This is a genomic window from Microbulbifer agarilyticus (assembly GCF_020171345.1).
Classification (GTDB): domain Bacteria; phylum Pseudomonadota; class Gammaproteobacteria; order Pseudomonadales; family Cellvibrionaceae; genus Microbulbifer; species Microbulbifer agarilyticus_D.
This window is the reverse complement of record NZ_JAIUZM010000001.1, coordinates 818,234-832,789: the sequence shown is the minus strand read 5'-3', so window position 1 is coordinate 832,789 and position 14,556 is coordinate 818,234. Positions and strand designations below refer to the sequence as shown.

8 protein-coding genes are annotated in these 14,556 nt (G+C 57.5%); 1 reads left to right on the top strand and 7 read right to left on the bottom strand.

All coding sequences use genetic code 11. The annotated features are described in order from the left end of the window. Positions 1 to 167: 167 nt before the first annotated feature. From LCM31_RS03375 to LCM31_RS03345, 7 genes are all read right to left on the bottom strand, one after another. A complete protein-coding gene (locus LCM31_RS03375) occupies positions 168 to 2,090 on the bottom strand; it encodes a PrkA family serine protein kinase (protein WP_224867553.1) in 1,923 nt (640 codons plus the stop codon). A gap of 588 nt (positions 2,091 to 2,678) precedes the next feature. Further along, positions 2,679 to 6,134, bottom strand: coding sequence for a pullulanase-type alpha-1,6-glucosidase (pulA, locus tag LCM31_RS03370; RefSeq protein ID WP_224867551.1), 3,456 nt, complete (start codon positions 6,132 to 6,134; stop codon positions 2,679 to 2,681). Positions 6,135 to 6,450: 316 nt separating this feature from the next. Beyond that, positions 6,451 to 7,275, bottom strand: a complete 825-nt coding sequence (locus tag LCM31_RS03365) for a symmetrical bis(5'-nucleosyl)-tetraphosphatase (RefSeq protein WP_224867549.1) — start codon at positions 7,273 to 7,275, stop codon at positions 6,451 to 6,453. A 12-nt stretch (positions 7,276 to 7,287) separates the two neighbouring features. Next, positions 7,288 to 8,106 carry a 16S rRNA (adenine(1518)-N(6)/adenine(1519)-N(6))-dimethyltransferase RsmA gene (rsmA, locus tag LCM31_RS03360; protein ID WP_224867547.1) on the bottom strand — a complete coding sequence of 273 codons (819 nt, stop codon included), beginning with the start codon at positions 8,104 to 8,106 and terminating at the stop codon, positions 7,288 to 7,290. Positions 8,107 to 8,150: 44 nt separating this feature from the next. Beyond that, positions 8,151 to 9,152, bottom strand: coding sequence for a 4-hydroxythreonine-4-phosphate dehydrogenase PdxA (pdxA, locus tag LCM31_RS03355; RefSeq protein ID WP_224867545.1), 1,002 nt, complete (start codon positions 9,150 to 9,152; stop codon positions 8,151 to 8,153). A gap of 6 nt (positions 9,153 to 9,158) precedes the next feature. Further along, a complete protein-coding gene (locus LCM31_RS03350; RefSeq protein ID WP_224867543.1) occupies positions 9,159 to 10,523 on the bottom strand; it encodes a peptidylprolyl isomerase in 1,365 nt (454 codons plus the stop codon). Then, the gene (locus LCM31_RS03345; protein ID WP_224867542.1) at positions 10,523 to 13,129 is read right to left on the bottom strand and encodes an LPS-assembly protein LptD; all 2,607 of its coding nucleotides are present in this window, start codon (positions 13,127 to 13,129) and stop codon (positions 10,523 to 10,525) included. Before LCM31_RS03345 ends, LCM31_RS03350 begins: the two co-directional genes overlap by 1 nt. 296 nt (positions 13,130 to 13,425) lie before the next feature. Between LCM31_RS03345 and LCM31_RS03340 the strand changes: the two genes are divergently transcribed. Continuing rightward, positions 13,426 to 14,535 (top strand): aminoglycoside phosphotransferase family protein, encoded by a 1,110-nt coding sequence (locus LCM31_RS03340; RefSeq protein WP_224867541.1) that lies wholly within the window; start codon positions 13,426 to 13,428, stop codon positions 14,533 to 14,535. Positions 14,536 to 14,556 lie beyond the last annotated feature (21 nt).

Below are 14,556 nucleotides of genomic sequence, written 5' to 3'. Positions count from 1 at the left end.
GCTGGATGGGTTGTCTGAAGGCCCTGGCACCGGTGGAGCTCTTCGAGACTGTCCGTCGGAGGGACCCGACGGACAAGTCCCCATGGATGGGTTCACGACGTGTCTTGGAGAGCTCCACCGGTGGCAGGGCCGCCACCGTCGGACTTCAAGACACAAACCTTGATCAATTACTGAGACTTGCGCACCCGCAGATACCACTCAGAGAGCAGTCGCACCTGCTTCTCGGTGTAGCCGCGCTCGACCATCCGCGCGACAAAGTCCGCATGCTTCTTCTGGTCGTCCGCAGACGCCTTGGTATTGAACGAAATAACCGGTAGCAGGTCTTCGGTATTCGAGAACATTTTCTTCTCGATGACTGCTTTTAGCTTCTCGTAGGATCTCCAGTCCGGATTCTTGCCCTGGTTGCCGGCGCGGGCGCGCAGGACAAAATTGACGATCTCGTTGCGGAAATCTTTGGGGTTGGAAATGCCTGCGGGCTTCTCGGTTTTTTCCAGCTCCTCATTCAGTGCCGCGCGGTCGAGAATTTCACCGGTCTCCGGATCGCGGTATTCCTGATCCTGAATCCAGAAATCGGCATAAGTCACGTAGCGGTCGAACAGGTTCTGACCGTATTCCGCATAGGACTCCAGGTACGCGGTCTGGATTTCCTTGCCGATAAAGTCCACGTAACGTGGCGCCAGGTATTCCTTGATGAAGCCCAGGTAATTTTCCTGAATCTCCGGCGGGAACTGTTCCTGCTCAATCTGCTGTTCCAGTACATACAGCAGGTGCACCGGGTTGGCGGCCACTTCTGTCGCGTCGAAGTTGAACACCTTGGACAGGATCTTGAATGCGAAGCGGGTAGAGAGGCCGTTCATGCCCTCGTCGACACCGGAGTTGTCGCGGTACTCCTGAATGGTCTTCGCCTTCGGGTCTGTGTCTTTCAGGTTCTCGCCGTCATAGACCCGCATCTTGGAAAACACACTGGAGTTTTCCGGATTCTTGATGCGTGACAGCACCGAGAACTGTGCCAGCATGCGCAGGGTATCCGGTGCGCAGGGCGCTTTCGACAGCGAACTGTTTTCCAGCAGCTTGTCGTAAATTCGGATCTCTTCGTGCACCCGCAGGCAATAGGGCACCTTGACGATATAGATGCGGTCGAGGAAGGCCTCGTTGTTGCGGTTGTTGCGGAACGACTGCCACTCGGATTCGTTAGAGTGCGCCAGGATTACACCGTTAAACGGAATGGCGCCCAGCCCTTCGGTACTGTTGTAGTTGCCTTCCTGAGTTGCGGTTAGCAATGGGTGCAGTACCTTAATCGGTGCCTTGAACATTTCCACAAACTCCATCAACCCCTGGTTAGAGCGGCACAGGCTACCGGAGAAGCTGTAGGCGTCTGGGTCGTTTTGTGGGAAATCTTCCAGCTTGCGGATATCCACCTTGCCGACCAGCGCGGAAATATCTTGATTGTTCTCGTCTCCCGGCTCGGTCTTGGCAATTGCTTGCTGATCGAGGATTGAGGGACGGATTTTGACCACCTTGAATTTGGTGATATCGCCGTTGTATTCGTGCAGGCGTTTTACTGCCCAGGGTGACATGATGGTGTTTACATAGCGGCGCGGAATGCCGTAGTCCTCTTCCAGGATCTGGCCGTCTTCGGTGGGAGAAAAGAGCGCCAGTGGCGATTCAAACACCGGGGACCCTTTGATGGCGTAGATAGGGATCTGTTCCATCAATGCCTTGAGTCGTTCGGCCAGAGATGACTTGCCGCCGCCCACCGGACCCAGCAGGTACAGAATTTGCTTTTTCTCTTCCAGACCCTGGGCCGCGTGACGGAAGAAGGACACGATCTGCTCAATCGCTTCTTCCATGCCATAGAATTCGCTGAATGCCTTGTAGCGCTTGATGACCTTGTTGGAGAAGATGCGTGAGAGTCGTGGGTCGCGCGACGTGTCCACCAGCTCGGCCTCGCCGATGGCCATCAGCATGCGTTCCGCCGGTGAAGCGTAGGCGCTGCGGTCGTTTTTACACAGCTCCAGGTACTCCTGGATGGTGAGTTCTTCCTCCTGAATCGACTCGTAGCGTTCCAGGTAGTGATTGAATATCGACATGATTTACGACTCCCTGTAGCGTACCGCGTCAGTAACCGGCCTCCTGCCGTGGAGTGCCAACTGCGCTGCAGCGTGTGATGACCGCGAATACATCCCGCAAAATAGCGCCGATGAGGCTGGAAGAGCGGGAACGCTATCGTTATTACCTATTGAGTGCGCGACGGTGCTGCTGTCGCAACAGGGGGCCTGCTATCAGGTCCCGCACTTTCAGGATAGTCAGCGCTGTGGCCTTGGAAGGTGGATAGTGACAAGATACGTCGATTGGCGCGTCAGTTTTGCGAAGCGGTTAGGCAGTGCAAAATCGGTTGTAAGCCATGGGCAGAGGTTGTGACTGCAGTTGGATTTGTCTCCAACCAGGGCACTTGATCGAGTTGGACCGAAAGGAATCAGTACACGGCTTGAGAAACTGAGGCGACTTTGCCGGTCGGTGGGCTGCAATCGCAGAACCCACAGGGATATACCAAGAGATACTTGATGACAGGTAGTTCTTGATAGCAAGCCGTTCTTGATAAAAATCTATCTGAAAGATGGCAATAAAAAACCCGGCATATGGCCGGGTTTTTTATTGCCTGATAACGGATCGCTAATTTAGACGAAGCGGCGACGCAGCAGGGCGGCGGCGAGCAGGGCGAGGAGGGCGAAACCGGTGGCGCCGCCACTGGAGTCATTGTCCTCATCCTCACCCTGGTCATCTTCCAGCTCTTCCTCGTCTTCGGGGATAGAGCTGTCGTCTTCACGGGCCAGGGTGAACACCGCAGTGGTACGTGCTGGAACAGTGAACACGCCAGCGTCTGCGGTTGCATCGGCCAGTGCCTCATCTGCGGATGCCTGCTGCACTTCGTGTAGGGCAAACGGCAATTCCGCGGCGGATGCGAGGGTAAACTCCTGCGCTTCCGCACCGCCGTTGAACAGCACCAGGATCTGCGAGGTCTCTTCATCAAAGTCGCCAGCCGGATCGTTCAAATGCATGGCGATCAGCCCGGGGATCTGCTCGGGACCAGTGTTGGCAAAGGACACTACAGAATCAATCGCTTCCTTGGTGGGCAGACGGAACAGTTTGCTGCTGCCGCGGATCTGCAGTTGCTCTTTGAATACCGCCAGCGCAAATTCGCGATCGGACTGCTGCGGTGCAATATCCGGGTTCGCCAGCAGCGGTGCCATCAGGCCCCACTTGTCCTCGTTCTTGTCCGCGATCGGCAGGCCGGCGGCCCAGTTGTCGGTGGCAAGGGAGAAGTCGATAGCGTTGAACCAGTCACCGGAGTTGTAACTGTCGCGGTCCATGGACTTGGAACGTAGTATTTCCTGACCTGCATGGATGAACGGAACACCCTGGGCGAACATCACCAGCGAGGTGCTGAAGTTCTGCAGGCGCACACGATCTGCCAGGCTGGTAGTGCTGTTGGCCTTGATCTGGATGCCGTCAAACAGTGTTTCGTTGTCGTGTGCGGCAACGTAGTTGATCGACTCCTGCGGATCTGCGGTGTAGCCCGTAGCCTGACCGTTGTATTCCAGTTCGGCGCCAGTCATGGTGGTGCCGTTTGAGGTTTCCAGCTCGTAGCCTGCCAGGTTACCGGCGAGGGTGATACGTACCTTGTCCGCCAGGGTCAGCAGGGTAGCGCGCTCGTCACCATTGAACTTACCGTTGCTGTCGGTGAACAGGCCGGTGCTGAAGCCTTGCTCTTCAAAACCACCAAACGGGTTGCCACCGCGCGCGGAATCGCGAATGCGGTCGTTAAAGGTACCAACGCCGGTGCCTGCCATATTGCCCTGACGCGCCTGCACAAAGCGCGCATCGTCAACCACTTCACCGAAGTTCCAGCCTTCGCCGTACAGGTAAATGGATGAGCCATCGACACCGTCTGCTTCGGTGGTGAGTGCTTCCATATCGGCTGCGACATTGAGGATGTTTTGCTTGGTGTGGTGTCCCATCAGGTCAAAGCGGAATCCGTCCACCTTGTAGGCGGTGGCCCAGACCTTCATGGAGTCGCGCATCAGCTTCTCCATCATGGTGTGCTCACTGGCGGTATTCGCGCAGCAGCTGCTCATTTCCACAAAGCCCTCACCATTGCGACGGTGGTAGTAGCCCGGAACGATCTTGTCGAGAATGGACTTATCGTACTGAGCAAAAGAGCTGGTGTGGTTGTAAACAACATCCATTACCACGCGCAGGCCAACGTCGCTCAAGGATTGCACCATCTCGCGGAATTCGACAATGCGCTGTACACCGTTGGGATCGGTGGAGTAGCTGCCTTCGGGCACGGTGAAGTGCAGTGGGTCGTAACCCCAGTTGAAGCCATCCTCATCCCGGATCGCGTTGACCGCTGCCTGCTGCTCACTGCTGTCCGCCGCGTAGACGCTGAGGTCTTCAGTAGTTTGTTGTGCGGAGCGATCTTCATTCACCGTGGCAAAGTCGAACGCCGGCAACAGGTGCACATGGGTCAGGCCCGCTGATGCCAGCTCCGCCAGGTGCAGGCTGCCGCGGCCATCTTCTGCAAACGCGGCGAAGGTGCCGCGAGCCGCTTCACTTACCATGTCGTCGGCAATACTGAAATCGCGCACGTGCAGTTCGTAAATGGAGATGTCTTCCGCCGCGTCGAGAGACGGTTTCATTACCGCGTCCCAACCTTCAGGCTTCAGGTCATCATCATTCAGATTGACGATCTGTGACTTGTAGGAGTTGGTGGATAGGCTCAGGGAATAGGGGTCGGAAACCCAGTTGTTTTCGATCTTCCGGGTCGCGTAGGAGTAAACTTCTACTTCGTACATGTAGAACTTGCGATCCCAGTCAATGCTGGTGGAAGCCGTCCATACACCGTTGCTTTCAACCATTTCCACATTGGTGCTCGGTGCGTACTGATCGCCACTGTCGAACAGGTGTACCTTGACGGATTTTGCGGTGGGCGCCCACAGCGCGAATTCGACGGTGTTCTCACCAACGGTGGCACCGAGAGTACCTTCATAGGCAAAAGCGTCATCCAGCAGGCCCGGCATTTGAATACCAGTGGCATCCACAATTGCGCCTTCTGCATCAAAAATGGCAACTGCCAGTTGACCTTTTACCAGCGCGGACAGGTCCGCAGTTTCGGGCACGGTAAGGGCGGTGGAATTCGCGAGGTGCGGGAATTTGGCGAGAGCTTCTTCGGATGCGCCATTTGCACTTACAGTCAGCGCAATTTCGCTATCTCCGGCAACGCCGTCAGGACCCAGAGTAAGTGCAGCGCTGTCGCTTACCACCAGCTTTGCGCTACCGCCTTCTGGCATGGTGACCGGCCACAGGATCGTGCTGGCATCGACCCAGTGCGCTCTATCGGTGGTCAGGTCGCCGCGGGGAACGCCGTCGGTGCTCACGACGACTTTGTTGGTGTTGCTGTCGAAAGCGAAGTAGATTTCTTTGCCCGCTTCTGCAGTGAAGGCAATATTGTTGCCGTTGTCACCGTAGCTCTCATCCCAGCCCTCATTGAGCGCGGCTTTCATCTGGTAATCGCCGGCCGGGATTGCGTCCGTAATGAAAGTGTAAATACCGTCGCCGTCTACGTCCTGCAGTAGTGTTTGCAAGCACTGCGGCTGCCAGTTATCCGGGCAGCCCAGTGCGCCTTGGAAATCACCGGCGGCCGTGACGATGGTGTGCCGGACGTTGTCGGCAATCCAGTTGGTCTCATGGTCGTAGATAAACTTCACGGACTGTTCGGTGGCGATGCTTAGTGGGATATTGCCGCCACCCGCGTCGGCATTGCCACCGTAATTTTCATCCCAGCTACCATTGATCGCGACTTTATATTCGTAGTCGCCCGCAGGAAGGGTGAATGTGCCCTGCCACAGGTCATCTTCTGCATCGTAGGTCAGCTGTGATGCCGCACAGTCCGGCTGCCAGTTGTCGCCGCAACCGATAGCGGTCTGGATGGTGCCAGGAATATTGACCATGGAAAGTTCAGAGTTTGTACTCGCCTGAGCGGTACTGTGGGTAGCGGCGGCGACCGCCATGGCCAGCAGCGAACTTAATTGTACGCGGCGGGCACTCCCCCGGGAGTGTGAGGATGCTTGCATGCTCTTTGACCTTATTTTTTCTATTGTCGATTCTCTGCCAGCCGCGACTTTTATGTGTTGCCACAGGCTGCTTCACCATCGTTACACGAGCCCCCTCAAACCGACGGGCGACTGAAATCATGTACAAAAACGGAAGATCGATTAGAGGTCAGGTGCCTGCAAGCGGCATCCCACCCGCGGGGGGCGGAGAAAAAAGTAGTCAGGGGTGATTCGGGAAAGGAGAGGGGGATGCGAGGGGGGGAGGAAGAGAGGTGTGAGTCACTTTTGGGTAAAATTTGTTCGCCAGAAGTCCGCCTCGGCACAATATTAATCGTGCTTACAGCGGGCAATCGGCGCAATAAAACGATTCGTCTTCCATTTTCATCGCAGTAAGGTAGCCGCCCCAAACACAGCCGGTGTCGAGTGCGTAAATATTTTTGGTGTTGGCTTCCCCTTCCAGCGCTGCCCAGTGACCAAAAATAATCCGGTCGTTTTTTGTTTTGCGGTGCTTGAAGCTGAACCACGGGTGGTAGTCGTGGTGCGCAGCTAATGGCCCCTGTTTTGTGACCAGATCTAAAGTACCGTCTTCTTTGCAGAAGCGCATGCGGGTGAAATAGTTGGTGATTGAGCGAAGGCGCTCGACGCCGATCAGGTGATCACTCCACTTGTGAGGCTCGTTGCCATACATGCCGAAGAAATAGGCTTCGGCCATCGCCGGGTCCTGCAGTGCTTTGTGCACTTCGCCGGCAAGTTCCAGAGCCTTGCTCATACTCCAGATGGGAGGAATGCCCGCGTGCACCATAGAAAAGTATTTATCGTTTACTTTTTTATGCACCATCAGCGGTTGCTTTTGCAGCCAGTCCAGTAAGGTGTCTGCATCCTTGGCCCGCAGGATTTTCGCGAGGTCGTGCTCTTTATCGGTAAGACGCTTGGCACCGTGGGCGATGGCCAGCAGATGCAGATCGTGGTTGCCGAGCACAGCGGTCACCTGACTGCGATGCTCATACAGAAAGCGTAGGGTGCCGAGGCTGTCGGGGCCGCGGTGCACCATGTCACCGGCCAGCCATAACTTATCCCTGTGTGGATTGAAGTCGACTTTCTTCAGTAGTCTCTGCAACGGTTCCAGGCAGCCCTGAATATCGCCTATTGCGTAAGTGGCCAAGGTATTTTCCGTTTACTGCGCTTGGGTTTGCGGTGGTGTCAGGTTGTTGCAGAAGTTTGCCAGCTCCACATACTCTTGTACGCTCAGGGTTTCCGGGCGGCGGCTGGTATCCACCGGTAGTTGCTCTGGGTCGAGGTCGGGAAATAGTGGCTTCAGCGCGTTGCGCAGGGTTTTACGGCGTTGTTGGAAAGCCACGCTGACAATGCGTTCCAATAGCGCCTCGTTCTCTGCCGGGTACGGCAGTGTTTGATGGGGTACCAGACGCACAATGGCGGAGTCTACTTTTGGGGCAGGACGGAAAGACTGCGGTGGTACCGGAAACAATCCCTGCACTCGACAGTGGTATTGGGTCATCACGCTGAGACGGCCGTAAGCTTTCACTCCGGGTACTGCGCTGAGGCGATCCACCACTTCCTTCTGTAGCATAAAGTGCATGTCTTTTACCTTGCCGCGAAAGCTCAGCAGGTGGAACAGCAGAGGGGTGGAAATGTTGTAGGGCAGGTTGCCGACGATACGCAGCTGTTCGCCTTCTTCCACCATGCTGCCGAAATCAAATTTCAGCGCATCTTTCTCAATGATGGTGAAATCCGGGTAGTCGCGGAATTTGAACTCCAGCATTGGGATCAGGTCGCGGTCCAATTCTACTGCGGTCAGTGATGGGCACTTATCGATTAGCAGGGAAGTAATGGCGCCCTGGCCCGGGCCGATTTCTACCAGCTTGTCGGTTTCTTTGGGGCCGATGGCGCGCACGATGCGCTCGATAATGTTTTCGTCGACAAGAAAGTTCTGACCGAAACGCTTGCGCGCCTTATGTTGGAAAAAATTGTCCATGGATGTATTCGTTTGGATGGCATTGGGTGCGCGGAAGGCACGCGTTAAATATGTCGTAGCTTGGCGAGCTCGATGGCCTGGTTTAGTGCGGCATTGAGGCTGCCGCTATCGGCAATACCCTGGCCGGCAATATTGAGCGCGGTACCGTGGTCCACCGAGGTGCGGATAAACGGCAGTCCCAGCGTGATATTGATGGCGCGCCCGAACCCTTTAAATTTTAACACCGGCAGGCCCTGATCGTGGTACATGGCAAGTACCGCGTCACAGCGGGCCAGTTGTGGCGGGGTAAACAGGGTATCCGCGGGCAACGGGCCGATCAGGTTTAGGCCGAGGGCGCGCAGGGTGTTCAGGGCCGGCTCGATCACTTCGATTTCTTCCCGGCCCAGATGTCCCCCTTCACCTGCGTGGGGATTGAGGCCGCAGACGCCAATGCGCGGCCGCTCGATACGGAACTGATCGCGCAGGCTCCGATGCAGGATAGTGAGCACTTGTTGCAGCGATTGTCCGGTAACCGTGCCGCTGACATCTTTTAACGGCAGGTGGGTGGTCGCGAGTGCTACGCGCAGGTCATCGGCGGCGAGCATCATCACGACTTTTTCCACACCGGCTTTTTCGGCGAAGTATTCGGTGTGTCCACTGAAGGCGACGCCGGCCTCATTAATGACGCCTTTGTGTACCGGTCCGGTTACCACCGCATCAAAAGTGCGTTGCAGGCAGCCCTCGGCGGCAACGCGCAGGGTTTCCAGGACATAGGCGCCGTTGGCTGCATTGAGCTGGCCGGGGGCGGCGGGCGAGGCAAGGGAAACCGGCAGCAGGTGCAGAGCATCTTCCGGGGTGGTTTCTGGGGGCAGTGCCGGGTCAAAGGGTAGTAGCTTTAGCCGCTTTCCGTGTCGGGCGGCCTCCTGTTGCAGGAGGTCTGGGTCGGCGATGGCGATGATCTGCGCCTGGATAATCGTCGATGAGCGGCCCGAACAGGCCAGTTTTACCGCCAGTTCCGGGCCTATCCCGGCGGGTTCGCCGGGGGTGAAGGCAATACGGGGGATCATAACGTGTTACTGGGAATCGTTGGCGCCCTCGGCGCTTTGTTCAGTGTCGCTGGGTTCTGCGTCCGGCAGTTTGATTTCCACATAAGCCTGGTCGCGAATTTCCTGGCGCCAGTTTTGCAGTTCTTCCTCATAACGTCGGTTGCGCAGTAGGTTGGCGGCCTGATTGCGGATGTACTGGTCTGTCATGTCCTGCTGGCGGCGCTCATCCACGCGCAGGATGTGCCAGCCGAACTGGCTGCGGAAGGGCATGCTGATCTCGCCCACCGTGGTGTTGTTCATGGCCTGGGTAAACTCCGGGACAAACTGGCCAGGCGTGGACCAGCCCAGGTCGCCCCCTTGCAGCATGGTACCGATATCTTCGGAGTTGTCCTTGGCGGCATCTTCAAACTTCAACTCACCGGCTTCGATCTTGCTGCGCAGGTCGGTGAGCAGGTTGTAGGCGGCGTCGTCATCACGGATGGCTGATGTTTTTACCAGAATATGGCGCACCTTGGTCTGTTCCACCACCTGCTCGGTAGCGCCGCGCTGCTGATGGATCTTCAGCATGTGGAAGCCGGCATCGCTGCGGAAGGGTTTGGTGGTTTCACCTACCTTCACACCGTCCAGCGCATCCGCAAACAGGGTCGGAAGCTCAACGGGTTTACGCCAACCCAGATCACCGCCTTGCAGAGCGTTCTGGCCGGCGGAGTTGGAAATCGCGAGGGCGCGGAAATCTTCGCCGCCGGTGGCCTTGTCATAAACCGCATCAGCCTTTTCACGGGCTGCCGTGACTTCTTCGGCTGGGGCACTGGAGCTTACCGCGATCAGGATATGACCAAGCTCATACTGGGGAGACTTCCAGAACTCCCCTTCTTTGGAGCGGAGGAAGTTGTTGATGTCCTGGTCGGTGATCTGGATACGGCGGCTCACGCTGCCCTGTTCCACCCGGCGAATGATCAGTTCCTGGCGGATTTGCTGGCGGAAGGCATTGTTGGAGATACCGTCTACTTCAAGCTTCTGCTGAAACTGGGCCGGAGACAGATTCATGTTCTGTTGCACTCGTGCGATCGCCTGATCCAGCTCTTCCTCGGAGATGGTGACGCCGGCGCGGGCACCCATCTGCAGCTGCAGGCGCTCAACGATAAGCTGCTCCAGGACCTGGCGACGCAGCACGTCGATCGGTGGCGCCTGTACATTCTGTGCGGCGATCTGCTGAGTGATGGTGTTGATGCGCTGCTGCAGTTCACTGGCCATTACCACGTCGTCGTCCACTACGGCTACCACACGGTCCAGTTGCTGTACCTGGGCCCAGGCGGGGAGCGCGATGGCGCTGGCGGCGGCTACGGCCAGCAGGCTGCGGCGAAGAGAGGTGAACATCTGCATTATTGTCATCACTGTTTCAGTACTTCTCGTTGTTCAAAGTTGGCAATGCCCTGGGCCAGGATACGGGTGACGGAACCGCCCAGGCCTGCTAGGCCCTTCAGCTGCAGTTCAATATAGACACCTTCGTCGAATTTCAGCTCTTCCGGCGGTACGACGTCGGCCAGGTCATTGTCCAGTTCGCGGCGCCACAGCACCCGGGTGCGGTAGCAGCATGTGTCATATTCGAGTCCCGCCAGGTATTCCAGTTCCCTGTCGAAGGTGAAATCGTAGTTGGCGCGAGCCAGAACCGAAAGCCGATCATTTATTGGCCAGGCTGCAGAGATGTCTGCCTGGCGTACCGGTCCCTGTACCAAGAAGGTGTCGGTTGGGTCGAAGCGCTCTTCCTTGCGCAGGTAGCGGTAGCTTACGTTAAACAGGCGAAAATCGTCATCCAGGTAGCGCAAGGTGACGTTGCCACGGTTAATCGTATTGTCGCTGTCGTGGTAGATCAGCTCACTGCTGATGCGCAGGTCATTCGTGGGGCGGCTCTCCAGGCGCGCGGCAAACTCGGAGCGCGGCACGTCCTCGATAAATTCCGCCAGCTCGATACGACTGTCATTGGAGTAAAAAATCTGACCTACGCTGGCGGCAAACAGGTCGCGACCGCTGCGCGGGTCGATAAACCGGGTGGTCAGGCCAAGGGCGGCGCGGTCCGCATCGTCGATACGGTCGTTGCCGTTAAAGCGACTGTCGCGGAACAGCTGATCGTAGCTGAAGGTAAACAGCGACGTGTCATAGAGCAGGTCGTTGCCGCCGTCCACTGGGCTGGTACTGACATTGAGGAAGTCCGACTGATCCGCGTTAGAGCTCGCCAACAGAAACAGGCGCGGTTCCAGGGTTTGCACATACTCCCGCGAAAACAGGTTGCCATCGCGTTCGAAGAACAGGCCACTATCAATGGACAGTTGTGCCGCCGCGGCCTCGGGGGTGTCCATATCTGGATTTTCCAGGAAGGTATCGGATAGCTCGTAGCCGAGATAGATACCGGTCACCTGCGGGTTGAAGAACCCCCACAACCACTGTTTGTCCCAGCCATAGCTGTAGTCCACTCGCGCGCGGCGTGCATTGACGAAATTACGGGTGCTGGTGGTCACACTGCCCGGATCATTGACGTCGGCGATGAATTGGATGGTCTGGGTATCCTGGTGATCAAAGCTGGTGATCTCGTGGTCGAGCATCAAATACCAGTCGTTCCACTTGTAGTTGCCGTTCACGTTGATACGCGGCAGCTGGCTATAGGTGTCGAAGCGGTCTTTGGACAGCTGCTGATATTCCTGCACACGCACGCTGGCGTTCCAGTGCTCCAGGGTTAGACTGGCTTCCGCCGTCTGGTTGAGGTCAGTGAGCGCTCGCGAACTCACGTTGGCCGGTGCTTTCAGTTCAGCGGTGTCGAGGTCGCGGAAATAGTCCGGATCGCTGACCTTGGAGAAATCGATGCGGGTACGCCATGGGCCTCCATTACCGCCTACCTGGTCTAAATTCACATACCAGCGGTCTTCGCCCTTGGCGGGTAATACCAGATCTTCCGGAAAGCCTTCGTTAATCAGGCGCCGTGCATCTTCATCGTCGCCGCCCTTGTCATTGGGCAGGCCCGCGAGGCGCGCCTCGGTGCTGAACCACTCGCTGAGATGGCGGGCCTCCAGTTCCAGGCCGGTGCCACGGTACTGGATATAGCGCGGGGCAATGGTGGCATCCATTTGCGGTGCGATGTTCCAGTAGTAGGGCACCGCGATGTCCCAGCCGTTATCATCGCTGTTGCTGATGCTGGGGAACAGAAAGCCAGACATGCGCTCATCCCCTACCGGGAAGCGCATGTAGGGGAAATAAAATACGGGTATATCGGCAATTTCCAGACGCACATTGCGCGCGGTGCCCTGGCGCTCGACATTGTCGATGGTGATTTCACCACCGGTCATGCGCCAGAAAACGTCGTCCGGTTCACAGCGCGTGTAGTTCCCTTGCGTCAGAATCAGCTCCCCGCTGGCCTCGCGGGAGGCGAAACGGGCGGAGCCGTGCACGGATTCGTCGTGGACCACATAGGTCGCGTCTTCAATGGAAGCTGCCTTGCTATCGGTGTGCACTTCGGCCGCCTTACCGCGCACCAGCATGCCGGGCTCGCGCATTTCGATGGCGCCGCTTAAGTAAGCGGTGTTTTCTGCCCGGTTGACGTCTACCTGATCCGCAAACAGCTGGCGGTAGCCCTGGGTGATGTGCACATTGCCGCGCAATTGCGCCGTGCCGTCTTCCAGCCAGTCGGAACGGTCGGCGGTGGCGCGCAGCGGCGCGTCTTCCGGCAGCTCTTCGGCATTGGGGTAGGCGCGTGCGGGCTCGATAAACATGCCGCCGCAGATCGGCGAGATCTGGTTGCGCAGGTAAGGCTCCAGCTGGCCTTTGGGAAACCAGTCCAGATAGAGGTACGGATTTTCTTCGAGCTGAGCCGAAGCGACGTCGCTGTCCGCGGCAGCAGCGAGCGGCCACAGGGCATGGGCAGCGAGCAGGCCGAAAGCGAGGGGGCGGGGGCGTGATAATTGTCCAATGGCCAGCGCAAGGCTGCGCCAGCGGGAAGCTTCCAGCATCGAGTGATTGGTTCCAGCTATCTTTAGAGTCTGTCTTGGATTCTGGCCGTTGGCGAGAGTTGCGCGAATGGCGTCAAAAATAACGAATCGGCGAAGTTTGAACCGGTCCGCAAAATCAGCGGTCGATTCTACTTGAATGGTTGCGGCCATGGAAACCGGCCGCGCAAAGATTAGCGGGTGAACCGTGCGGCGGGTGTCGCTACAATGCCAGATTTCCAGGCGGCACCGGTATCCTTCAGGGCCATTCCAGTGGTCAAACCCGTGGTGACGTGTTGACGTGAACAAGCAGGTAGTGGATGAACGAGTGTGTAACCCAGGCCCCGGATGAGCGCAAAGAACAACTGCGCCAGTGGGCTGCCCGTGCCCTGCAGTCAGGCCATGAGTCCTTGCGGGTGCCGCCGCTGGAGGCGACCCTGCACCTGCAGGCGCTGTCCGGCGATGCCGGGTTCCGCCGCTACTTTCGCACCGATACCGCCCCCACCCTGATCGCGGTGGACTCTCCCCCGAATAAGACCAACGTCAATCGATTTGTTGCACTGGCGGACTATTTGCGCCGCAATGGCATCCATACCCCACTGGTGATCGCCGCCGATGTTGAGCACGGCTATATGCTTTTGGAAGACCTCGGCGACACCCAGTTACTGCGGAACCTGAATCCGGACAGCGTCTCCGGCCTGTACGCGGAAGTGATGAATGAGCTGCTATGCCTGCAGCAAATCCCGCGTCAGGAGGGACTCTTCCCGCCCTACAACCGCGAGCTGCTGCACATGGAAATGCGCCTGCTGCCCGAATGGTTGATCGGCAAACTGCTGCAGCGGGAGCTGAGCGAGGAAGAAAACCAGCTGATAGAGCACACCTTTGCCCACCTGCTGGACAGCGCCAGCAGTCAGCCACAGGTGCTGGTGCACCGGGACTACCATAGCCGCAACCTGATGATGCGCGATGGCGAGCGACCGGGAGTGGTGGACTTCCAGGATGCGGTGTGGGGCCCGGTCACCTACGACCTAGCCTCCCTGCTGCGCGATTGCTACATCCGCTGGCCGCAGGAACAGGTGGAAAACTGGGCCCTGGCGTACGCCACTACCGCGGTCGATGCGGGCGTAATTCCCGAAGTGTCGCCGGAAACTTTCTTGCGCTGGTTTGATTGGATCGGCCTGCAGCGCCACTTCAAGGTGCTCGGGCTCTTCCCACGGCTGTATTTACGGGATGGCAAGCACGGTTACCTGCCTGATTTGCCGTTGGTCATTCGCTATACCCTCGAAGTGTGCGATAAATACGACGAGCTTCAGCCCTTCGCCCGCTGGTTCCGGGCTGAAATAATGCCGTTGATCGAGCAGCAGGACTGGTATCGCGACTACCGCACTGCCGGCGAACGGCAGCAGGCCGATACCACCGTTACACCGTAACGCGAGCTCCTTCATAACGAA